The sequence below is a fragment of the Xylanibacter ruminicola 23 genome (assembly GCF_000025925.1).
Classification (GTDB): Bacteria; Bacteroidota; Bacteroidia; order Bacteroidales; family Bacteroidaceae; genus Prevotella; species Prevotella ruminicola.
The window spans coordinates 507,662-531,791 of sequence record NC_014033.1 but is presented as its reverse complement, the minus strand read 5'-3'; the positions used below and the strand labels follow the sequence as shown (position 1 = coordinate 531,791).

The window sequence follows — 24,130 nt, the reverse complement described above, 5'->3', positions numbered from 1 at the left end:
AAATTATCTATAAAAGTTTCGTATCTTTTTCAGTAGGTTGTAAATAATAGGATATCTATATTTTATTTCTAATCGTAAGATTTTCTTTACTAAAGGTGCTTTTTTACGTAAACCTTCTGACAACGATTCTGCATAATCATACATTTCATTCGGCAAAACAGGAATTGGCTTATATGTAAATGGATAGTTCCCTTTATCATCATTATTTCCAAATTCAAATTCAGGTCCTTTACCATTGTGGGTATGCATACCGTTTAAGCCTACATTTTGAACAAGATTATATATGGGTGATACTGCAAATGAACCATCACGAAATTGATTAAGAACCTTCATGTAATCCCAACATTTTGTCCTATTAATAAAAGGGATGAGACCAATATAAAGATACTTATAATACAATCTTAAAACTAGATCATTGCTAAAGTATTTTTCTATATATTCATTGAATATTATGTCTTCAGGGATCAAATCGAAATCATAAGATTCCCATCGATCTTTCCACGTTGCCCATCCAAAATGGTGTATCGAACGAGTTATAAAATGGTCAACCCCTTTGGTATTAAATCCCTTTGTGTAATTGTCGCCAGTTATGAAGCCAATACGCTTTTCGTCTTTATAATAATCTAAAAAATAATCGCAATATTTAAAAAAAGCTTGAGATGGCAAACAATCTTCTTCAAGTGTTATCATCGTGTCTTCATGAGAGAATAACCATCTCTTAGATCCCATCAATGAAGTATAAACATCAACATACTCATCCCTAAACCATGTATGTACTTCACAATCCCAATCTATCTCATAAACCCATGATCTAATTTCCTCATTCTTTTTAAGTTCATCTTCTCTATCTGAACGTGCTTTGTTTGAATAAAAATACAATTTTCGTGGTTTTGCACGTTTAATAGATTCAAAAACTGGCCGGGCATATTCTGGACGAGCGAACGTTTCGAATAAAACTGGATGTTTAACCATAATAATCTATTTAACTATATTATTGTAATCTTTAAAGCTCATCAGATTTTTATCTTTTTCAGAAATAATCAGCTTCTCTTCACCACCAATTAAATCCATGGGCCACTCAATGGCAAGGTCAGGGTCATTATACATAATTCCACTATCACCTTCGCCATAGAATACCTCACCACATTTATATGAAACCACAGAATCTTCAATTACCAAATAACCGTGCCCAAAGTACTGAGGTATGTACAGTTCTACCTGGTTATCACCAGTCAAATGAAAACCTCTCCACTGTCCAAAGGTTGGCGAATCTGGGCGCAAGTCTGCAATCACATCGTATACATGACCACTGACGCATCGCACCAATTTTGCCTGTTGCTTTACCAACTGGAAGTGCATGGCACGAATGACTCCACGTTTAGAGATGGTATAGAACACCTCTTTCAACTCATGCTCAATGCCATTAGCTTTGAACATATCAATATTATAGTCCTTTACAAAACCACCACGTTCATCCGTTGCATAGAACGGCTGAATCTTATATGCTCCTTTGAGGTCTAACTCTTCAAAATTGAATTTTGTTATCATTATTGCTCTTTTAACCAGTTAATCGTTTTCTTTATGCCTTCCTCAAATGGAGTGCTCACATAGTCACCTATAGCCTCCTTCAATGGCGTGATGTCAAACATAGTGAAATCATACTTGATGCCATCATCAGGACGGATACCAATACCAACCTTGTCCTGCATAACTGCCAGTTCACCAATCTTCAAGAGATACTCTTTCAGAATGCGTGGAGAACCAGAACCAATATAATAGCAGGCCTGTTTGGTTTCGGAAGCTCCTAAGCGATAGACAGCCTCTAGTAAATCATCCACATAGATGAAGTCATATGGCTGTGCTGCTGGGCCAAAAGTGGCTTCGTTACCTTTTAGGAGTTCTCCTAAGGTATAGCTTACTAAGTTGCCGGTCTTGTTCCCAACTCCATAGATATTAGAGAATTGCATCCAGACAAACTGCAAGCCAATATTCTTGCAATAGTCTTCAAGCATCAGGTGTGCACAATGCTTGGCAACACCATACATCATACCACCACTAGTCTGAGAAAGATTGGGGAGGCTATGAACAGCCTGTTCAGCTACAGTACCGGCACAAAGCAATTTCTTAACGCCAATGGCTTTACATAGTTGAGCACAATTGATACCCAACTGTATATTGTTCAACTGTACTGTAGGGTCTGCCTTACTGGGGCCATTTACACCAGCCCAGGCAAGATGGTACATAGCATCATACTCACCAGTAGGAATCAGACTCTTCAGTTTTTCTATTTCATCCAAACCTACTTCCAGTTTCACAACCTTATCGCAATCAGGGATTCTGGGTGCCGCAAATGAGATATCAATAGCTACCACCTTCACTCCATTCTTCAGGAGGTTGTTGACCAGCGTGCTACCAATAAAGCCATTGGCACCAGTTACTATTACGTTCTTCATCATTTCATTCCACTTAAGAATTCATCAATCTGCTTATCCATGCAGGCGCGAACATCGCTACCTGCCAGCCAACATTTACTCCACTCCACAATCTTATCCATTGCTTCACCAAGGTTCCAACGAGGAGTCCAACCAAAGGTGGATTTCAGTTTGGAACAATCAAGTTTCAAGAAATTGGCCTCATGAGGGCCACCATCATACTTATTGGTCCACTTTAAGCCTTCACCCCATTTAGACACAAAGAGTTCAACCAAAGCACCTGTCTGGAAGCAATCCACATCATCAGGGCCCACATTATAATAGTCTGCATACTTGCAGTCTTCATACTGTTTGGCAGCAATCATCAGGTAAGCATACAATGGTTCCAGTACATGCTGATAAGGACGTGTAGAATAAGGATTACGAACCAAAATATCTTCACCCTTCTGAGCAGCACGCACACTGTCAGGTATGATACGGTCGTTAGCGAAATCACCGCCACCAATCACATTACCAGCACGGGCTGTTGAGATGGGGATAATAGCTTTACCATCCTTATCCGTAAAGAAGCTTCGCTTGTAGCTATGAGTTACCAATTCTGAACAAGACTTAGAATTGCTATATGGGTCATAGCCATCCAGTTCCTCATTCTCACGATAACCCCATTCCCATTCTTTGTTCAGATATACCTTATCAGTAGTAACATTCAGGAAGGATTTTACGCAATTGCTGTTGCGAACACACTCTAAGATGTTTACCGTACCCATCACGTTGGTCTCGTAGGTGTATGCAGGATCTTTGTAGCTTTCACGTACAATTGGTTGTGCAGCCAAATGCAGCACTATCTCAGGCTGTGCTTTATCAAAGGCCTTCTTCAGAACCGCATAATCACGGATATCACCTATCACAGAATGGATGTCCTTCTCCAGTTCTGCAATCTCAAACAATGAAGGTTTTGTATTTGGCGCTAGGGAATAGCCAGTTACAATAGCACCAGCATTTGCCAGCATCTTGCACAACCAACTTCCCTTGAATCCCGTGTGGCCAGTTACAAAGACTCGCTTTCCACGATAGAAATCTTCCAGTAATGTTGCCATGTCGTTTTTACTTATTTACTTTATCAATAGGAACTTCTCTTTCCCACTTTTTCCAAGGTGCTGTACCATTTGCAAGCAGGCCTTCAAGCAGGTTCTTCTCCCGAATATTATCCATACACTGCCAGAACCCTTCGTGGATATAGGACATCAACTCGCCTTCCTTGGCAAGACGCTCCAGCGGTTCACGCTCAAATGGCTGTGAATCGCCGTCAATGTAATCAAACACAGAAGGTTCCAACACCATATAACCAGCGTTGATAGGTGCGCCATCCATAGAATTCTTCTCACGGAAAGCACGCACGTTCATGTCCTTGGTAATATCAAGTACTCCCTTGTCCTGCTTCATTTTAACGGCAGTGAGTGTCGCTTTTTTGCGATGGCTCTTGTGGAACTCTACGAGCTTATTGATATCCACATCACAAACGCCATCACCGTAAGTCATCATAAAGGTTTCATTACCAACGTATTCCTGCACACGTTTGATACGACCACCTGTCATAGTGTTGTAACCTGTATCAACAACAGTCACTTTCCAAGGCTCAAGATGACTGTGATGCACGGTCATCTCATTTTTACCCTCTCGAAAGTCAAAACTCACATCAGAGTTATGCAAGAAATAGTTAGCGAACCACTCCTTTATATATTCCTGTTTATATCCAGCACATATGATAAACTCATTATGCCCATACCAAGCATACTCTTTCATGATATGCCATAAGATAGGCATACCACCAATCTCTATCATTGGTTTGGGCTTAAATACCGATTCCTCGCTAATACGCGAGCCAAAGCCACCAGCTAATAATACTACTTTCATTCTGCTACTTATTTTATTAATTATTTGCTCCACTCATTTGACATAACTTATATATTTTACCGGATTCGATTTTATTCTGCAGAAAACTCTCTGATTCTTTGTTCCTCACTACGTTTGCAAAGGAGTATCTGTCCATTCTTCTCGCTGAAGATATAGCCATCAAGTCCTTGGAGCACCACTTTCTTGGCATCTTCGGCATGTACTACACAGTTATTACATTCGTAGAGTTTTACATTGCCAACGGCTGCGTTGTTATTCTCATCCTTCTGTAACTTGTCGTGTAATGATGCCCAGTTACCCAAATCGCTCCAGCCGAAATCTGCAGGATGGGTATAAACCAAGCCATCGGCAGCAGCAGGTTCCATTACTGCAAAGTCGATAGAGATCTTTTCGCACTGTGGAAATATGTTTGCTACATCGCCTGTAGTTGCAATTTCTTCCATGTCGGCAGCAATGTTAGGCTTATATTTGGTAATACAATTGGTAATGGTTTCGATATTCCATACAAAAATTCCTGCATTCCAAAGATAATTGCCTGCCTGCAAATATTTCTCGGCTGTATCATGGTCTGGCTTTTCTTTAAAAGCATTCACAACACAGATTTCGTTGTCAACGGCCGCAGAAGTTTCAACATAGCCATAGCCTGTTTCGGGACGTGAGGGCTTGATGCCGATAGTTACGATGGCATTCTTCTTGGCTGTGAATGTCAAAGCATTTGTTATTACACGTCGGAACTCTTCAGGATTCATTACCACTGCATCGGCTGGGGTTACAACCACATTAGCAGTAGGATCTACCTGTTTAATGCTCCAACAAGCCCACGCAATGCAAGGGGCGGTATTACGAGCTGCCGGCTCTGCCAAAATATGATCAGCAGGAATATCGGGCAGTTGCTGTTTAACGATATCAACGTATTTGGCATTTGTTACCACCCAGAAGTTCTGCATAGGGCAGATGCCTTGGAATCGGTCAACCGTTAATTGAATAAGGGTGCGACCACAACCAAGTATATCAATAAACTGCTTGGGCAGCTCTGGTGTACTCAAAGGCCAAAAGCGACTACCAACGCCGCCCGCCATTATCACTATGTGATTTGCCATATTGTATAATTATTTTTTATTGACGTATTCGTTAAATAATATTTAATCTGTCCCCGTGGGGACAGATATTTTGTTGGCTCATTACTTATTTGTACCTTTGCGAGGTTGATATAAACAGTAACGAAATTACAAAATTAGAAACCAAAAGATATGACAAATTCAAAATTCAACAAGACAACATCACTTCATACCTGCGAATCTTTCTCAGCATCGGGCTTTCAGAAGCAATATCCTCATCCCTTCTTAACCCCCTCTCTATATAGTCCCCACCCTCTCTCTAAAGAGAGGTGGGGCTATAGTAAGAGGGGTGTAAGGGATAGGGATATTTTCCTTATTGGTTTTCATCGAAAAACAAGTTGATTAGCAATCATAACCAAGTTAGTTTTGCCTCAAAATCAATTTGATTTTTCATCGTAAATCTTTAGGCCTCGAAATGCGGTGAATTAATTCAAAAGGGGAAATGAATTAATTCATTAAGGGTTTTGAATTAATTGACGGTATTTTAGGGGTTATTTATTTGCATGGAGAAAGGCTGGAAGTTGGAACCTGAAAATGGATGGAATCCGAACTGGTGGCGCAGTGATGGCAGATGGGAGTTGCACAATAGGCTGTAGCCCCCATTTCTGAGGTAACAGAAACCTTGACACACTCGAATTCTGTTAGTGGAACCATTCGAAAGCAACTACAGCAACAGGACAAATTACCACTAAAGGTATTACCCGTCTGACGTTTCCACTCCTGAAGACTGCAAGGAGCTGGGGTGCCAACTTGTTTACAAACAATCTTACTGTCGGTATGAGTGGCATTGTACTGCAGAATATCTACTGGCTGATACTTATAGGTTATCTCAAAGCGACACTCACCCATCTCATCATACAAGAAAACCACCATACGCCAATCGCCATCGAAGGGAACCACAAGCGACGCATGGCACTCGTCTATCTCATCAGCACTGACTCGCAACAAGAAACTGTCGTCATCACGATTCACAGTCAACTGATAGTCGCGCTCGGTAATAAGAGCAATGTCGCAAGGGGCATTATAACTGACAGTAATTGCATCGCCAGCATGACACTTGGGAAAAGGCTTTATGTAGTCGTAAGTCATACTTAGAAAAATGACTATTTATATTTGGCGAGATGGCTGGCGGGGAGGCGGAGCTTGAAACAGCCGATGCCATCGAGAATGACGGTGGCGTATTTACGACCTGAGGTCATGGTCACCTCGCCTTTTACATCCTTGAATAGCTTACCCTTAGACAGTTGTCCGCCGATAATTTTCACCTTATCGTGTAGCTGAGGCACCACGTCACAATACTCTACAGGTCCATCGGCCAATGATAATAGCTGACGAAGCTGCTGAATCTGCAAATCGGGTACACGGGCAAAATCGGTAAAATCGTTAACCGTACGATTAAGTGAGGCATCTTTAACAAAACACTTGAGATAAGGACAGCCCTTTAACAAATCGACACGATGGGATTTGTCGGCAACACGAATAAAAACCTTGCCGTGTATAATCAACTTTTCTTTTACAGCTTTAAGTTCTTCGGTAGCAGCTATTCTTCGAAGCAACAAGGCCTGTGTGGCAGCATAAGCCTCGACTGGAAAGGCGAACTTGCCTGGCGCATTGAGCATATCACGGCACTTCAGCTCTGAGTAACGTTTCACCTCAGCCACATACCAAGCGGTAGGATCGAAAGGTTTTTCAGCGTTGGCTGCCGTAACCGTGAGGCGAACTCGACCATCTTTAGTGCTGCGAAGGCGACGAATTACACCCGTATTTTTCTTTATGGCTCCGCCGCAAGACCCCTCTTTTGCAATTAGGGTCTCGACACGGTTTTCAATTACTGACGAGTCTTTTTTCATACTCATAAAATCTGGCACAAAACCAGAAGCATCAGGAATCAGCAAAACACAAAAAAAGCGTGAACTCTTTCTGCCCATCTGTAACTCAGGTCGTAGGAAACCTCCATAATAGACAGACAGAATGACGCTCACGCCGAGGTATATAATGCACTCGTAAAGTGTGCTCGAGGCTGATAAGACCTCTGCACACTAACGGGGATAGTTATACCACACCCGTAGCATCAACTCTGCGATGTTTCTGATTATGGGTATTCGAATTTCCTACGTTCGAGTCACCAAAAACAAGGCGTTGTATGACGCTGTTCCAATAAATCGTTGCCCACACCTAACCGTCCTCTCAGGGACGTCTGCGGCGCGAACTTGGGCACAAAAGTACTATGAATTTTTGAAAGAGCCAAATAAAAACGCAAATAATACCGATTTTTTTATTGTTTCTTGGTATTTCGAGATTTTTTTTATAACTTTGCCGCCCAAATAATATAATAGGAAGATTAGTAGAAGATGATTACAGTTACAAATCTGGCAATCCAGTTTGGAAAGAAGGTTCTCTACAAGGATGTGAACCTGAAGTTTACAAGTGGTAACATTTACGGTATTATCGGCGCAAACGGTGCTGGTAAGTCAACCCTTCTGCGTGCCATCAGCGGCGAGCTCGAGGCCAACAAGGGTACCATCGAGATGCAGCCAGGCGAGCGCCTGAGCGTGCTGGAGCAGGACCACTTTAAGTATGATGAGTTTTCAGTGATGAACACTGTGCTGATGGGACATCAGCCACTTTGGGAAAACATGAAAGAGCGTGAGGCTCTGTATGCAAAACCCGAAATGAGCGAGGAAGACGGTGTACGTGCCGCCGACCTTGAGATGGCTTTTGCCGAGATGAATGGCTGGGAGGCCGAAAGCGAGGCTGCACAGCTGCTGCAGAACCTGGGCGTTGCCGAGAGTCAGCACTACAAGCAGATGAGCGAGATCTCGAACAACGAGAAGGTACGTGTGATGCTGGCAAAGGCTCTGTTCGGACACCCCGACAACCTGTTGCTCGACGAGCCTACCAACGACCTCGACCTGGATACCGTTCAGTGGCTGGAGGAATACCTGAGCAACCTGGAGCAGTGCGTGCTGGTTGTATCGCACGACCGTCACTTCCTGGATGCCGTTTCTACACAGACCGTAGATATCGACTTTGGTAAGGTAACCCTGTTCTCAGGTAACTACTCGTTCTGGTACGAGAGTTCGCAGCTAGCTCTGCGCCAGGCTCAGAACCAGAAGATGAAGGCTGAGGAGAAGAAGAAGCAACTGGAGGAGTTTATCCGTCGATTCAGCGCCAACGTAGCAAAATCAAAGCAGACCACATCGCGTAAGAAGATGCTGGAGAAGCTGAATGTAGAAGAGATTACACCATCAACACGTAAATACCCAGGTATCATCTTCCAGATGGAGCGTGAGCCTGGAACACAGATTCTGGAGGTAGAGGGACTGAAGGCTGTTGACAGCGACGGTACCGTACTGTTCGACAACGTGAACTTCACCATCGAGAAGGGGCAGAAGACCGTATTCCTCTCGCACAATCCAAAGGCTATGACCGCCTTGTTCGAGATTATCAACGGTAACCGTCAGGCCGATGCAGGTACCTACAAGTGGGGTGTTACCATCACCACCGCCTATCTGCCATTGGATAACACCGAGTTCTTCCAGAGCGAAATGAATCTGGTTGACTGGCTGAGCCAGTGGGGACCAGGTAACGAGGTAACCATGAAGTCGTTCCTGGGACGAATGCTGTTTAAGGAAGAGGACGTACTGAAGCATGTAAACGTACTGTCAGGAGGTGAGAAGATGCGTTGTATGATTGCTCGTATGCAGCTGAAGAATGCCAACTGTCTGATTCTGGATACCCCAACCAACCACTTGGATCTGGAAAGTATTCAGGCCTTTAACAACAACCTGATTAACTTTAAGGGTAACATTCTGTTTGCATCGCACGACCATGAGTTTATCAACACTGTGGCCGACCGCATTATCGAGCTCACTCCAAAGGGCACCATCGATAAGCTGACAACTTACGACGAATACATCTACGACGAGACCATCAAGGCTCAGAAGGAGAAGATGTACGTGTAAAAATTGACAGTTGATAATTGATAATTGATAATTAGGCACGGTTTTTGCAATACGACAAGCAGAAACTTTAAACAACGCTATTATGACAGAAAAAGATATCAACATCGAAAACGAGGAGAACCTGAACGAGGCTCCCGTTGAAGACACTGAAAAAGAGACAGCAGAGGCAACCGAGAATCAGGAGGCTGCTGCCGACGAGGCTGCTAAGGAAGAAGAAGAGGTTGACCCTCTGACAAAAGCCCAGCAGGAAATAGAGGAGCTGAAGACTCAGTTGCTCTACAAGGCTGCCGAATTTGAGAATTACCGCAAGCGCACACTGAAAGAGCGTGCCGAGCTGATTCTGAACGGTGGCGAGAAGGTTATCTCGGCCATTCTGCCTGTACTCGATGATATGGAGCGTGCCATTGCCAATGGCGCCAAGACCGACGACCCACAGGTACTGCGCGAGGGTGTGGAACTGATTTACAACAAGTTCGTAAAGACTCTCGAAGGTCAGGGCGTAAGCAAGATTGAGACCAAGGATGCCGACTTTGACACCGACCTGCACGAGGCCGTAGCGATGGTTCCTGGTATGGGCGACGACAAGAAAGGTAAGGTTATCGACTGCCTGCAGGAGGGATATAAACTGAACGACAAAGTAATCCGCCACGCCAAAGTGGCAGTTGGACAGTGAAAATTGACAATTGATAATTGATAATTGACAATTAAATGGCACAGAAACGAGATTATTACGAGGTGCTGGGCGTGCAAAAAGACGCCACAGAAGACGAAATTAAGAAAGCGTATCGTAAGATAGCCATTAAGTACCACCCCGACCGTAATCCTGGCGACAAGGAAGCCGAGGAGAAATTTAAGGAGGCGGCCGAGGCATACAATGTGCTGCACGACCCAAAGACACGTCAGCAGTACGACCAGTTCGGATTCGACGGACCTAACATGGGCGGCGGATTCGGCGGTTTCAGTGGCTTCGAGACCAATATGAACATGGACGATATCTTCTCGATGTTCGGCGATATCTTCGGCGGTCACGGCTTTGGTGGCTTTGGCGGTGGACAGCGTCGCCCACAGCAGCATCGCGGCAGCGACCTGCGCCTGAAGGTGAAACTTACACTCGAGGAGATTAATACTGGTGTTACCAAGAAGTTCAAGGTTCGCAAGGATATCCCTTGTCCACATTGTAGCGGTACTGGTGCCGAGGCTGGCAGTCAGAAGGAGCAGTGCCCCACCTGTCACGGTCAGGGTTACATCACTCATACCACCCAGAGCATCTTCGGTATGATGCAGCAGCAGAGCGTTTGCCCCACTTGCGGTGGCGAAGGCATGGTAATTAAGAACAAGTGTAAGCACTGCGGCGGCACAGGCGTTGAGAAGGGCGAAGAGGTTGTAGAGATTAACATCCCAGCTGGCGTAGCCGAGGGTATGGTTGTAAACGTGCCTGGCAAGGGTAATGCCGGCAAGCACAACGGTACATCGGGCGACATACAGGTGTTTATCGCCGAGGAGCCACACGAGACATTTATACGTGATGGTAACGATTTGATTTACAACCTGTTGCTCGATTTCCCAACAGCTGCACTTGGAGGCGAGATTGAGATTCCTACCATCGAGGGAACCAAGCTCAAGGTAAAACTCGAGAATGGAACCCAGCCTGGTAAGACCTTGCGTCTGCGCGGTAAGGGATTGCCCGTGGTTCAGGGCTATGGTAGCGGTCGTGGCGACCTGGTGGTTAACATCAGCGTTTACGTGCCTAAGACCTTGAGTAAGGAGGAGAAGCATGCCATTGAGCAGTTCAAGGACAGCGACAATTTCAAGGGCGACAAGCAGACACGCGACTCGATCTTCCAGAAATTCAAGAATTACTTTAATTAATATATAATAAGGTATAAAGCTATGACTTATCAGGAAACGTGTGAATACCTTTACAGTCAGCTACCCATGTTCGAGCGTCAGGGAGCAGGCGGATATAAGGAAGGACTGGAAAACAGTCATGCACTCGACAAACATTTCGGTCATCCACATCAAAAGTATGTTACTATTCATGTGGCTGGTACTAACGGAAAGGGGTCGTGTGCTCACACGCTTTCTGCTATTTTACAGATGTGTGGCTATCGCGTAGGTTTGTACACATCGCCACATCTGGTTGACTTCAGCGAGCGCATCCGCGTAAACGGTCAACCCATCAGCGAGGAATACGTGATCGACTTTGTGGAGAAGGAGAAGAGTTTCTTCGAGCCCATCAAACCCTCGTTCTTCGAGCTTACCACTGCACTGGCTTTTAAGTATTTTGCTGAGATGAAGGTGGATATCGCCGTGATCGAGGTTGGATTGGGCGGCCGATTAGACTGCACCAACATCATCACCCCTGCCCTATCCGTAATTACCAATATCGGTATGGACCACACGCAGTTCCTGGGCAATTCGCTCGAACAGATTGCCATGGAGAAAGCAGGTATCATCAAGAAGGATGTGCCCGTAGTTATTGGCGAGACCACACCCGAAACACGTATGGTATTCGAGACTGTTGCCGTTGAGAACCACGCCCCTATCGTATTTGCCGAGGAGCACAACCAGATTATCTCGGCCTCGAACAGTGCTGCAGGCTTTGAGTACAACACCAAGGACTTTGGCATTATCAAGGGCGAGCTGGGTGGCAGCTATCAGGAAAAGAACACCAATACCATTCTTTGCGCCGTACAGCAGCTGGAGGCTCTGGGTTATATGCACGCATGCCCATGCGAGACTAATAAGCCCTGCATGAACCGCGAGGTGCGACAGGGATTCCTGCATGTTTGCAACCTGACAGGCCTGAAGGGACGTTGGCAGAAGATCAGCGAGGCCCCACTCACCATCTGCGATACCGGTCATAATGTGCCAGGTTGGACTTATCTGAGCGAGCAGCTCAAGTCGGTAAAGTGCAATCATATGCACATTGTATTCGGTATGGTTGACGATAAAGACATACAGGGTGTGTTGGCATTACTGCCCAAGAATGCTACCTATTATTTTACAAAAGCGAACAATAAACGTGCCGTTTCGGAGAACGTTCTGAAGCTCTATGCCCAGACTATGGAGCTGCAAGGCGAGGCCTATCCCGATGTAAAATCGGCTTACGAGGCAGCTAAAGCTGCAGCCGAGAATAACGACTTTGTGTTCGTTGGAGGTAGCAGTTATGTGGTAGCTGACCTGCTAAAGAACTGTATTTAGATTTTTTTAAGACTGCAAAAACTTTTTTTTCGCTGAAACGTTCGTTAGTTTGATTTTTTTTCTGTTACTTTGCAGAAAATTAATTTTTAACTAATAAACATATTCATATGGCGAACACTACAGAGACAGTGAATCTGTGCGGCTTGAAGCGTGAGAACTTCCAGGCCACTATTAACGGTAAAAAAACCGACTTGTATATTCTTAGAAACCGTAAAGGATTCGAAGTTGCCATCTCAAACTATGGCGGTGCCATTTGTGCTATTATGGTTCCCGGCAAGGATGGTAAAGTAGCTAACGTTATCCAGGGTCACGACAGCATCGAGCAGCTGACCAGCGGAAACGAGCCTTATCTGTCGACTCTGATCGGCCGTTGGGGTAACCGTATCTGCAAAGGCCAGTTCATTCTGAACGGCAAGGAGTACCAGCTGGCTCTTAACGATGGACCTAACCACCTGCACGGCGGTTCAGTAGGTTTCAACGCTAAGGTTTGGGACGCCCGTCAGATGGGTCCTCGCTCTTTGGCTCTGCACCGTATCTCTTCTTATGGTGAGGAAGGTTTCACAGGCGAGCTGGATGTAACAGTAGAATTTACCTTTACCGACAACAACGAACTGGTAATCGAGTACCTGGCTACTACCAACAAGAAGACAATCGTTAATCTGACACACCACGCCTTCTTCTCACTGGCTGGTACTGCCGATCCAACACCAAGTATCGACGATCAGATTTGCGAGATCAATGCCGACTTCTATCTGCCTACCGACGCTACTGCTATCCCAACAGGTGAGATCCTGAAGGTTGAGGGCACTCCATTCGACTTCCGCAAGCCAAAGGCATTCGGACAGGACATCAACGCCGATCACGAGCAGATTAAGTTCGGACACGGTTTCGACCACAACTACGTACTGAACAAGCAGGAAGAGGGCGAGCTCTCATTCGCTGCCAAGGTTACCGACCCAAAGAGCGGCCGTACTATGGAGGTTTACACCACCGAGCCAGGCCTGCAGCTTTACACAGGTAACTTCCTGAGCGGCTATAAGGGCGCTAATGGTTGCACCTTCCCACATCGTTCAGCTGTCTGCTTCGAGGCCCAGCACTTCCCCGATTCACCTAACCGTCCATACTTCCCAAGTGTGGTTCTGAATCCAGGACAGCGCTACAAGCAGAAGACCGTATACCGCTTTGGAGTGGTAGAGTAGAAATTATCCAACATTTAAAATAAATAGACGACAAATATGACTGAAACAAACAAGAATGGCAAGGTGATTGCCATTGTCACTATGTGCTTCATCTTCGCGATGATCAGCTTTGTAACTAACATGGGCGCTCCCTTTGGCAACATCTGGGGTTTCGAGTATCCTTTTGCCAAAGCTTGGGGTAACCTGATGAACTTTGCGGCTTACCTGTTTATGGGAATACCTGCAGGTAAAATGCTTACGAAATACGGATACAAAAAGACAGCCCTGATTGCTCTGATCGTGGGTATCGTTGGTTTGTGTTTCCAGTATCTCTCAAGCCTGGTAGGCGCAGGTACTTACGTATTCACATACGATAGCATTCCTGTAGCCCTCAACCTGGTTATCTACCTGCTTGGTGCATTCATCTGCGGTTTCTGCGTATGTATGCTCAACACGGTGGTAAACCCCATGCTGAACCTTCTCGGAGGTGGAGGCAACAAGGGTAACCAGCTCATTCAGGTGGGAGGTACACTGAACTCGCTGACCGGTACACTCACCCCGCTGCTGGCAGGATGGCTGGTAGGTACTGTTACAGCCGACACCAGCATGAGCGACGTGGCTCCTCTGCTGTTTATCGGTATTGCCGTATTCGCCATCTCTTTTGTGATCATCAGCCGTGTTACAATTCCAGAGCCCACCCTCGGCAAGGTTGCTCCTAAGTACGAGCGTAGCCCTCTGGCTTTCCGCCACTGCGTGCTGGGTGTTATCGCTATCTTCTTCTATGTAGGTATCGAGATTGGAATTCCTATGGAGCTGAACTTCTACGTAACCGATCTTGGTTTCGAAGGTGCAGCCGCCATCGGTGGTACACTGGCTGCTGCCTACTGGTTGCTCATGATGATTGGTCGTGCTTGCTCGAGTGCTATCTCTGGTAAGGTTTCTACCAAGCTGCAGCTGTCAACAGTTAGCGCAGTTGCTATCCTGCTGCTGGTTATTGCCATCTTTATGCCCGAGGATGTGACTATCTCGTTCAACGGTCACGACGTACCTGCCAAGGCCTTCCTGATTCCTGCTTGCGGTCTCTGCACCTCAATCATGTGGGGTGGTATCTTCAACCTCTCGGTTGAGGGACTAGGCAAGTACACTGAGGCTGCCTCGGGTATATTCATGACAATGGTTGTTGGTGGTGGTGTGATGCCTCTCCTTCAGGAGGCTATCGCCAAGTCAGCCGGTCCTATCTTCAGCTACTGGCTCGTCATCGCTATGTTGGCCTATATTCTGTTCTACGCACTCGTAGGTTGCAAGAACGTGAATCAGGACATCAAAGTCGATTAATATTAACCCTTTAAATTTTAAAGCTTATGGACATTGAATTTGTAAGAAGCCGCTTCATCAAGCACTTTGATGGAAAGACTGGTAACGTATATGCATCTCCCGGACGTATTAACCTGATTGGTGAGCACACCGACTACAATGGTGGTTTCGTGTTCCCAGGTGCTGTCGATAAAGGTATTGTAGCCGAAATGCGTGCTAATGGTACCGACGACACTGTGATGGCATACGCTATCGACCTGAAGGACCGCGTTGACTTCAAGCTCTCTGACCCTGCAGGTCCTAAGGCCTCTTGGGCTCGTTACATCTATGGTATCGCTCTGGAGATGAAGAAGCTGGGTGTTCCCGTTAAGGGCTTCAACATCGCTTTTGCCGGCGACGTTCCCCTTGGTGCTGGTATGTCATCATCAGCCGCTATGGAGAGCTGCTTTGCCTGTGGTTTGAACGATATCTTCGGCGACAACAAGGTTTCGCAGTGGGATATGGTACTGGCCGGTCAGGCTACCGAGCACAACTACTGCGGTGTTAACTGTGGTATCATGGACCAGTTTGCCTCAGTATTCGGTAAGGCTGGTTGCCTGATGCGCCTCGACTGCCGCAGCCGCGAGTTTGAGTACTTCCCATTCAAGCCCGATGGCTACCGTCTGGTACTGCTCGACTCAGTAGTTAAGCACCAGCTGGCAGGTTCGCCTTACAACGATCGCCGCAACAGCTGCGAAAACGTAGTAAAGCACATTCAGGCTAAGCACCCAGAGGGTAAGTTCGAGACCCTGCGCGACTGCACATGGGAGCAGCTGGATGAGGTTCGTGCCGAGGTAGGCGAAGAGGACTACAAGCGCGCTAAGTTCGTTCTCGGTGAGAAGGACCGCGTACTGGCAGTTTGCGACGCACTGAACGAGGGCGACTACGAGAAGGTTGGTGAGCTGATGTATCAGACTCACGCTGGTCTGTCGAAGGATTATGAGGTATCTTGCGAGGAGCTCGACTTCTTGAACGATATCGCTAAGGAGAACGGTGTAACCGGTTCACGTATCATGGGTGGCGGCTTTGGTGGCTGCACCATCAACCTGGTTCGCAACGATCTCTACAAGAAGTTCATCGACGACGCTAAGGCAAAGTTCAACGCTAAGTACGGACACGAGCCAAAGGTTTACGATGTAGTAATCGGCGACGGTTCACGCAGAATTTGCTAACTCCAAACCAACAAAAAACACATTTTTGTGTTTATAAAGGTTAAATATTGGGGGTAAGGTGTGTTTTTTACACCTTACTCCTTATTTTTTTTGCATTTTTGTTTGTTAGTTCAAATTATAATTGTAATTTTACACCCAAATTAGCATTAACAATAACGTAATAATTAAAAACAAGTAAAACAATGAAAGCATTGAAAGCAACATTGATGGGAGTTGGTGCAGCTGCACTGATGCTCTCATGTGCAGGAAGCCAGCAGGCTCCACAGCTCACGGTATCGGGTTTGAACCCAGCCAAGTTCGACACTACTATTCAGTCAAAGCCAGTTAAGCTTTACACACTGAAGAACGAGAATGGTATGGAGGTTTGCATCACTAACTACGGTGCCCGTATCGTATCGCTGGTAGTTCCCGACAAGGATGGTAAGCCAACCGACGTTGTTCTCGGATTCGACAACATCGCTCAGTATGCCGATACCATCAACACCCCATCTGATTACGGCTCAAGCGTAGGTCGTTATGCTAACCGCATCAAGAACGGACAGTTCCTGCTGAAGGGCGACACCGTACAGCTGCGCACCAACGATGGTCCTAACTCGCTGCACGGCGGTGGCAACACCGGTTGGATGCACCAGGTTTACGAGGCAGAGCAGATTGGCGACTCAATCCTGAAGCTCACCATCGTAGCTGCTGATGGCGAAAACGGATTCCCCGGCAAGGTAATGGCTGTTACCACCTACAAGCTTACAGCCGACAATGTGCTGGATATGACTTGGGAGGCTGAGACCGACAAGCCAACTATCATTAACCAGACCAACCACAACTACTACAACCTGAGCGGCGACTTTACACAGCCCGCTTACGACATGGTACTGTATGTAAACGCTGATAACTTTACTCCCAGCGACAAGCTTTATATCCCCACAGGCGAGATCAAGTCGGTTGAGGGCACTCCAATGGACTTCCGTCAGCCACACGCTCTGGGCGACAGCATCAACTCGCAGTTCGACCAGATTCAGAACGCTACAGGTTACGACCACAACTACTGTCTGAACACCTTCAAGGACGGTAAGGGCGACGACACACAGGTTTGCGCCAGCCTCTACAGCCCCAAGACAGGTATCCTGATGGAGATGTTTACCAACGAGCCAGGTGTACAGGTTTACAGCGGTAACTTCCAGGGTGTAGGTGCCGATAAGGACATCGCCCGCAAGCATGGCATCACCTATCCAAAGCACGTGAGTGTTTGCTTGGAGAGCCAGAAGTATCCCGACTCACCTAACCATCCTGAGTGGGTACAGCCAACCCTGAACCCAGGCGAGAAGTATTACAGTCATGCAGCTTACAAGTTCTCAATTAAGTGAGAACTTGTAGCTGTTGGCAATTGACAATTGATAATTGACAATTCTATTAATTATTAACTAATATCAAATTTTATTTCCATGAATTGGAGTTCACATGAATTTATCTGGCTCGACTGGGTTGTACTCATCGTCGGCCTATGTGGAGTGGTGGCAGCCGTATGGTATGCCATCTGGAAAGACAAGAAAGCCCAGCAGGGCGAGGATTCTTCGGCTTACCTTTTTGGTAAGGGTGAGCCATGGTATGTAATTGGTATGGCCATCTTTGCCGCCAACATCGGTTCAGAGCACCTGGTAGGTCTGGCCGGTACAGGAGCAAAGGATGGTGTGGGTATGGCTCACTGGGAGATGCAGGGTTGGATGATCCTGATTCTGGGTTGGCTGTTCGTACCTTTCTATCAGCTGCTCATCAACAAGATGGGTAAGATTATCACGATGCCCGACTTCCTGAAGTTCCGCTACACTCAGCGCACAGGTTCTTGGCTCAGTATCATCACCCTGGTGGCCTACGTGCTCACTAAGGTGTCGGTAACCGCTTTCACCGGTGGTATCTTCTTCAAGTTCTTGCTGGGCATACCTTTCTGGTATGGTGCCATTGGTCTGATTGCCATCACCGCCGTGTTCACCGTATTCGGTGGTATGAAGGGTGTGATGACCCTTTCAACCATCCAGACTCCTATCCTGATTGTTGGTTCGTTCCTGGTTCTGTTCCTCGGACTGAACATGCTGGGCGATGGCAGCATCACCGCAGGATGGAGCGAGATGATGCGCGTATGTAACGCAGCCCACGATGGTTTCGGAACCACTCACATGTTCCACCCCGACCCAGCCGATCCTATGTATCCTCAGTTCCCTGGCTACGTGGTATTCCTGGGTGCCTCGATCATTGGTTTCTGGTACTGGTGTACCGACCAGCACATCGTTCAGCGTGTACTTGGTCAGGTTCCTGGCGAGGACAATAAGGAGGTGATGAAGCGTGCCCGCCGCGGAACTATCGCAGCCGGTTTCTTCAAGATTCTGCCTTGCTTTATGTTCCTGATTCCTGGTATGATTGCCTATGCCCTCTCGCTGAAGAGTGGTAGCGGTATCGAGATGGATATCATGAACCACGAATCTACTGACGGTGCTTTCGCCATGATGGTTAAGAACATTCTGCCTGCCGGTATCAAGGGTATCGTAACTATCGGTTTCGTATGTGCACTGGTAGCTTCGCTGGCCGCATTCTTCAACAGCTGCGCCACCTTGTTTACCGAGGATTTCTACAAGCCCATGAAGAAGGGTATGAGCGAGGCTCACTACGTATTTGTAGGTCGCTGCGCTACCGTTGTTGTAGTGCTGTTGGGTCTGGCTTGGATGCCTATCATGATGAACATGGGTAACCTCTACTCTTATCTGCAGGATATCCAGTCGCTCATTGCTCCTGCGATGGTAGCAGTATTCACCCTGGGTATCTTCTCGAAGAAGATTACACCAAAGGCTGGTGAGTGGGGACTGATTGGCGGTTTCCTGATTGGTATGGTTCGTTTGGTTACCAACGTTGTTACCGAATCGGGTAAGGCAGCCATGGATGGTGCTTTCTGGGATGCCACCACATGGTTCTGGCAGACCAACTGGCTCATTTTCGAGTGCTGGCTGCTGCTGTTCATCATCGTGCTGATGGTAGCTGTAAGCTTCTTCACACCTGCACCTTCGAAAGAGCAGATTGATGCCATCACCTTCTCTTCCGACTTCAAACAGTCAATCAAGGAGAGCTGGGGTGCATTCGATATCATCGGAACTCTCGTTGTTATCGGCCTGTGTGCATCGTTCTACTTCTATTTCTGGTAAAATAGTAATAAGCAAATGACATTTTATAACGAACATTCAAAAGTCTGGTTGTCGGTCGACTGTATCATCTTCGGTTTCGATGAAAAGAAGCTGAAGGTATTGATCGGTCGCCGCAAGATGGACCCGGGACGTGGCGAATGGAGCCTCTACGGAGGCTTCGTTGGCGCCACCGAAAGTGTGGACGAAGCTGCTTCGCGTACACTTTTTGAGCTGACAGGCTTGCGTAACATCTACATGCGCCAGATTGGTGCCTTTGGTAAGGTGGACCGCGACCCAGGCGAGCGCGTAGTATCAATTTCGTACTACGCCCTGATTAATGTGATGGATTACGACGACAAGCTGCGCCAGGAGCATGGAGCCGAGTGGATCGACGTTGAGGAGATTCCACAGCTTTATTCCGACCACAACGAGATGGTAAGCAAGGCTCGCAAGCTGGTTCAGCAGAAAATGTCGCACGAACCCGTAGGCTTCAATCTGCTACCCGATCTGTTTACGCTCACCCAGTTGCAGACGCTCTACGAGGCCGTTTATGGCACCGAGCTCGACAAGCGCAACTTCCGCAAGCGTGTCAAGGAGATGGACTTCATTGAGAAGACCGAACTGATTGACAAGAAAAGTTCAAAACGCGGCGCTTATCTCTATCGTTTTAATAAGCGCGCTTATAACGAAGATTCAAATTTCAAACTGTAAGAACAATGTTAGAAGAACTGAAAGAAAAAGTATTCAAGGCAAATCTCGACCTTGTAAAGCAGAACCTGGTAATCTTTACCTGGGGTAATGTCTCAGGTATCGACCGTGAAAAAGGACTTGTTGTTATCAAGCCCTCTGGTGTTGACTACGATGTAATGAAAGCCAGCGACATGGTTGTTGTTGATCTCGAGAGTGGTAAGGTAGTCGAGGGTGATCTCAACCCTTCGTCGGATACCCCTACACACCTTGTATTATATAAGGCATTCCCTAACATCCAGGGCGTGGTTCACACCCACTCTACCTATGCCACAGCTTTTGCTCAGGCAGGTCGCGATATTCCTAACATCGGCACCACTCACGCCGACTATTTCTACAAGGATATCCCTTGTACCCGCGATATGACCGAGGCAGAGGTTAAGGGCAACTACGAGTTGGAGACTGGTAACGTGATTGTAGATGAGATTCTGAACATCCGTAAGATAAACCCTGATCACACGCCCGCTGTGCTGGTTAAGAACCACGGTCCATTCTCATGGGGAACCTCACCCGACAATGCCGTTTACAATGCCAAGGTGATGGAGCAGTGTGCCAAGATGGCTTTCGTAGCCTTCTCGGTTAATCCCAACCTCACCATGAATCCGCTGCTGGTTGAGAAGCATTACATGCGCAAACACGGCCCCAACGCGTACTATGGCCAAAAGGGACAGAAACATTAAAAAGAATCATACATTATTAACTAATAACAACTTAAGAATATGAAAGGTTTTGAGAATTTTGAAATTTGGTGGGTAACTGGCGCACAGCTTCTGTACGGAGGCGACGCTGTAGTTGCAGTTGACAGTCACTCAAAGGAGATGGTTGAGGGTTTGAACGCTTCAGGCAACATCCCCGTAAAGATTGTATATAAAGGCACAGCCAACAGCTCAAAGGAAGTAGAGCAGGTGATGCTGGCTGCCAACAACGACGAGAAGTGCGTGGGTATCATCACATGGATGCACACCTTCTCACCAGCCAAGATGTGGATCAAGGGTCTGCAGCAGCTGCAGAAGCCCCTCTGCCACTTCCACACACAGTATAATGCCGAAATCCCCTGGAACGAGATCGACATGGACTTCATGAACCTGAACCAGAGTGCTCACGGCGACATCGAGTTCGGACATATCTGCACTCGCATGCGTGTAGCCCGTAAGGTGGTTTGCGGCTACTGGAAGGACGAGAAGGCTCAGAAGCAGATTGCCGTTTGGGCTCGCGTGGCAGCAGGTGTGGCTGATGCTCACAACGTGCGCTGCCTGATGTTCGGTATGAACATGAACAACGTAGCCGTAACCGATGGCGACCGCGTAGAGTTCGAGCAGCGCCTGGGCTACCACGTAGATTACTACCCCGTAAGCTCGCTGATGGAGTATTTCAAGAAGGTAACCGATAAGGAAGCCGACGAACTGGTTGAGGAGTACAAGAAACTCTACACCATCAAGATTGATGAGAGTGGCGAGGAGGTTTACTGGGAAAAGGTGAAGAATGCAGCCAAGGCCGAGATTGCCCTGCGCCGCGTTCTGAAGGACGAGGGCGCTACAGCCTTCACTACCAACTTCGACGACCTGGGCGATGCCAACATCGACGATCCAAACTTCTGCGGATTCGACCAGATTCCTGGTCTGGCTTCACAGCGCCTGATGCAGGAGGGTTACGGTTTCGGTGCCGAGGGCGACTGGAAGACAGCCTGCCTGTATCGCACACTGTGGGTTATCCAGCAGGGCATGCCTACAGGTTGCTCATTCCTCGAGGACTACACTCTGAACTTCGCTGGCGACAAGAGCTCTTGTCTGCAGAGCCACATGCTTGAGGTTTGTCCTCTGATTGCTACCGACAAGCCCAAACTCGAGGTTCACTTCCTGGGCATCGGTATCCGCAAGCAGCAGACAGCCCGTCTGGTATTCACCTCAAAGACAGGTGCTGGTATCAAGGCTACAGTTGTTGACCTGGGTAACCGTTTCCGCCTGATTTCTCAGGAGGTAGAGTGCATCGAGCCACAGCCCATGCCAAAGCTGCCCGTAGCTTCGGCTCTCTGGGTTCCACAGCCCACCTTCGAGATTGGTGCTGCAGCCTGGATTCTGGCAGGTGGTACTCACCACAGCGCTTTCTCTTACGACATCACCGAGGAGTACTGGGAGGATTTCGCCGAGATGCTGGGCATCGAGTATGTTCGCATCAACAAGCAGACCAACATCGCCGACTTCAAGCAGACTCTCCGCAACAACGAGGTATACTTCATGCTGAACAAAGCGCTGAGATAATAATAATTAGCCAAAAAATGATCAATATGACAGCAAAAGAAACTATTCAGGCAGGTAAGGCCATTCTCGGTATCGAGTTTGGCTCAACCCGCATAAAGGCCGTCCTCATCGACGAGGACAACGAGCCCATCGCGCAGGGTTCACACGAGTGGGAAAACCAGTTGGTAGATGGTCTGTGGACCTACTCTACCGAGGCTGTATGGTACGGTCTGCAGGACTGCTATGCCGAACTGCGCAAGGACGTACAGAAGCAGTACGACTGCGAGATCGAGGCCCTGGCCGCCATCGGCTTCAGCGCCATGATGCACGGCTATATGGCCTTCAACAAGGACCAGCAGATTCTGGTTCCTTTCCGCACTTGGCGTAACACTAACACAGGCAAGGCAGCTGCCGAGCTCTCACAGCTCTTCAACTACAACATCCCCCTGCGTTGGAGCATCTCGCACCTGTATCAGTGCATTCTCGACAACGAGGAGCACGTAGCCGACATCAAGTACCTCACCACCCTGGCAGGTTATGTTCACTGGCAGGTAACAGGCGAGTTTGTACTGGGCGTAGGCGATGCTTCGGGTATGATTCCTGTTGATCCCGCTACCAAGACCTACGATGCCGAGATGGTTCGCAAGTTCGACGAGCTCATCGCACCAAAGGGCTACTCTTGGAAGCTACTCGACATTCTGCCTAAGTCATTGAACGCAGGCGAGAATGCCGGTTTCCTCACCCCCGAGGGTGCCATGAAGCTCGACGTGTCAGGCCACCTGAAGCCAGGCTGCCCCGTATGTCCTCCTGAGGGCGATGCAGGCACAGGTATGGTTGCCACCAACGCCGTTAAGCAGCGCACAGGTAACGTTTCAGCCGGTACCTCATCATTCTCAATGATTGTGCTCGAGAAGCCACTCTCTAAGCCTTACGAGATGATTGATATGGTAACCACACCTGATGGTAGCCTCGTAGCAATGGTACACTGTAACAACTGCACCAGCGACATCAACGCATGGGTAGGTTTGTTCAAGGAGTATCAGCAGCTGTTGGGTATTGAGGTTGATATGAACGAGCTTTACGGCAAGCTGTTTAACAAGGCCCTTGAGGGCGAGACCGACTGCGGTGGTCTGATGGCTTACAACTACGTATCAGGCGAGCCTGTAACAGGTCTGGCCGAGGGTCGTCCGATGTTCGTTCGCTCTGCTGGCGACAAGTTCAACCTGGCTAACTTTATGCGTGCCCACCTGTATGGCGCTATCGGCGTGCTGAAGATTGGTAACGACATCCTGCTGAAGGAAGAGAAGATTAAGGTAGATCGTATCACCGGTCATGGTGGTTACTTCAAGACTCCCGTTGTAGGTCAGCGCATGCTGGCTGCAGCCCTCAACTCACCTATCTCGGTGATGGAGACCGCTGGCGAAGGTGGTGCATGGGGTATCGCCCTGCTGGCTGCTTACCTGATTAAGAAGAACGGTAAGAACCTGGCCGACTACCTCGAGGATGTAGTATTTGCCGGTAACACCGGTACCTCTGTAGCTCCTACCGCCGAGGATGTAGCTGGTTTCGAGAAGTATATCGAGAACTACAAGCGCTGTCTGCCTATCGAACAGGCCGCTGTAGATAACAAGTAATTTTTATCAACC

Annotated in this window: 21 protein-coding genes; 13 read left to right on the top strand and 8 right to left on the bottom strand. The window is 47.5% G+C overall.

The features are described 5' to 3' along the window. Positions 1–3: 3 nt before the first annotated feature. The 8 genes from PRU_RS02210 to PRU_RS02175 form a co-directional block, all read right to left on the bottom strand. Entirely contained in the window at positions 4–972 is a 969-nt protein-coding gene (locus tag PRU_RS02210; RefSeq protein ID WP_013065418.1) for a PRP40 family protein, read from the bottom strand. A 6-nt stretch (positions 973–978) separates the two neighbouring features. Then, a complete protein-coding gene (rfbC, locus tag PRU_RS02205; RefSeq protein WP_013065203.1) occupies positions 979–1,548 on the bottom strand; it encodes a dTDP-4-dehydrorhamnose 3,5-epimerase in 570 nt (189 codons plus the stop codon). Continuing rightward, positions 1,548–2,453, bottom strand: coding sequence for an NAD-dependent epimerase/dehydratase family protein (locus tag PRU_RS02200; RefSeq protein WP_013064573.1), 906 nt, complete (start codon positions 2,451–2,453; stop codon positions 1,548–1,550). The genes rfbC and PRU_RS02200 overlap by 1 nt, the downstream gene beginning before the upstream one ends. Further along, entirely contained in the window at positions 2,453–3,529 is a 1,077-nt protein-coding gene (gene rfbG / locus PRU_RS02195; RefSeq protein ID WP_013064370.1) for a CDP-glucose 4,6-dehydratase, read from the bottom strand. The genes PRU_RS02200 and rfbG overlap by 1 nt, the downstream gene beginning before the upstream one ends. 7 nt (positions 3,530–3,536) lie before the next feature. Next, positions 3,537–4,346, bottom strand: coding sequence for a glucose-1-phosphate cytidylyltransferase (gene rfbF, locus PRU_RS02190; RefSeq protein WP_013063614.1), 810 nt, complete (start codon positions 4,344–4,346; stop codon positions 3,537–3,539). A 71-nt stretch (positions 4,347–4,417) separates the two neighbouring features. Further along, the gene (locus tag PRU_RS02185) at positions 4,418–5,446 is read right to left on the bottom strand and encodes a mannose-1-phosphate guanylyltransferase (RefSeq protein WP_013065723.1); all 1,029 of its coding nucleotides are present in this window, start codon (positions 5,444–5,446) and stop codon (positions 4,418–4,420) included. A gap of 513 nt (positions 5,447–5,959) precedes the next feature. Beyond that, the gene (locus PRU_RS15765) at positions 5,960–6,553 is read right to left on the bottom strand and encodes a hypothetical protein (protein WP_143040154.1); all 594 of its coding nucleotides are present in this window, start codon (positions 6,551–6,553) and stop codon (positions 5,960–5,962) included. A gap of 14 nt (positions 6,554–6,567) precedes the next feature. Further along, entirely contained in the window at positions 6,568–7,125 is a 558-nt protein-coding gene (locus PRU_RS02175; protein WP_143040155.1) for a hypothetical protein, read from the bottom strand. Positions 7,126–7,815: 690 nt separating this feature from the next. Here PRU_RS02175 and PRU_RS02170 point away from each other — a divergent pair. The 13 genes from PRU_RS02170 (at position 7,816) to PRU_RS02110 (ending at position 24,118) form a co-directional block, all read left to right on the top strand. Beyond that, positions 7,816–9,429, top strand: a complete 1,614-nt coding sequence (locus tag PRU_RS02170) for an ABC-F family ATP-binding cassette domain-containing protein (protein WP_013064500.1) — start codon at positions 7,816–7,818, stop codon at positions 9,427–9,429. Positions 9,430–9,511: 82 nt separating this feature from the next. Further along, positions 9,512–10,102 carry a nucleotide exchange factor GrpE gene (locus PRU_RS02165; protein WP_013065271.1) on the top strand — a complete coding sequence of 197 codons (591 nt, stop codon included), beginning with the start codon at positions 9,512–9,514 and terminating at the stop codon, positions 10,100–10,102. 35 nt (positions 10,103–10,137) lie between these two features. After that, entirely contained in the window at positions 10,138–11,298 is a 1,161-nt protein-coding gene (gene dnaJ, locus PRU_RS02160) for a molecular chaperone DnaJ (protein WP_013064070.1), read from the top strand. Between the two features lie 21 nt (positions 11,299–11,319). Continuing rightward, positions 11,320–12,633, top strand: a complete 1,314-nt coding sequence (locus tag PRU_RS02155) for a bifunctional folylpolyglutamate synthase/dihydrofolate synthase (RefSeq protein WP_013065013.1) — start codon at positions 11,320–11,322, stop codon at positions 12,631–12,633. Positions 12,634–12,740: 107 nt separating this feature from the next. Next, the gene (locus tag PRU_RS02150) at positions 12,741–13,832 is read left to right on the top strand and encodes an aldose epimerase family protein (protein ID WP_013065033.1); all 1,092 of its coding nucleotides are present in this window, start codon (positions 12,741–12,743) and stop codon (positions 13,830–13,832) included. A gap of 36 nt (positions 13,833–13,868) precedes the next feature. Then, the gene (locus tag PRU_RS02145) at positions 13,869–15,146 is read left to right on the top strand and encodes an MFS transporter (RefSeq protein WP_013065622.1); all 1,278 of its coding nucleotides are present in this window, start codon (positions 13,869–13,871) and stop codon (positions 15,144–15,146) included. Positions 15,147–15,172: 26 nt separating this feature from the next. Further along, positions 15,173–16,336, top strand: a complete 1,164-nt coding sequence (gene galK / locus PRU_RS02140) for a galactokinase (protein ID WP_013064299.1) — start codon at positions 15,173–15,175, stop codon at positions 16,334–16,336. 182 nt (positions 16,337–16,518) lie between these two features. Continuing rightward, positions 16,519–17,697, top strand: a complete 1,179-nt coding sequence (locus PRU_RS02135) for an aldose epimerase family protein (protein WP_033151381.1) — start codon at positions 16,519–16,521, stop codon at positions 17,695–17,697. 78 nt (positions 17,698–17,775) lie between these two features. Then, positions 17,776–19,521, top strand: coding sequence for a sodium:solute symporter (locus PRU_RS02130; RefSeq protein WP_013064465.1), 1,746 nt, complete (start codon positions 17,776–17,778; stop codon positions 19,519–19,521). A gap of 15 nt (positions 19,522–19,536) precedes the next feature. Next, entirely contained in the window at positions 19,537–20,211 is a 675-nt protein-coding gene (locus tag PRU_RS02125; RefSeq protein ID WP_013064006.1) for an NUDIX hydrolase, read from the top strand. 5 nt (positions 20,212–20,216) lie between these two features. After that, complete coding sequence (locus tag PRU_RS02120; protein ID WP_013065512.1) at positions 20,217–20,927, top strand: L-ribulose-5-phosphate 4-epimerase; 711 nt, start codon at positions 20,217–20,219, stop codon at positions 20,925–20,927. 39 nt (positions 20,928–20,966) lie between these two features. Further along, the gene (araA, locus tag PRU_RS02115; RefSeq protein WP_013064727.1) at positions 20,967–22,505 is read left to right on the top strand and encodes an L-arabinose isomerase; all 1,539 of its coding nucleotides are present in this window, start codon (positions 20,967–20,969) and stop codon (positions 22,503–22,505) included. A gap of 17 nt (positions 22,506–22,522) precedes the next feature. Further along, on the top strand, positions 22,523–24,118 hold the full coding sequence (locus PRU_RS02110) for a xylulokinase (RefSeq protein WP_013064303.1): 1,596 nt from the start codon (positions 22,523–22,525) through the stop codon (positions 24,116–24,118). The last annotated feature ends 12 nt before the right edge of the window (positions 24,119–24,130 follow it).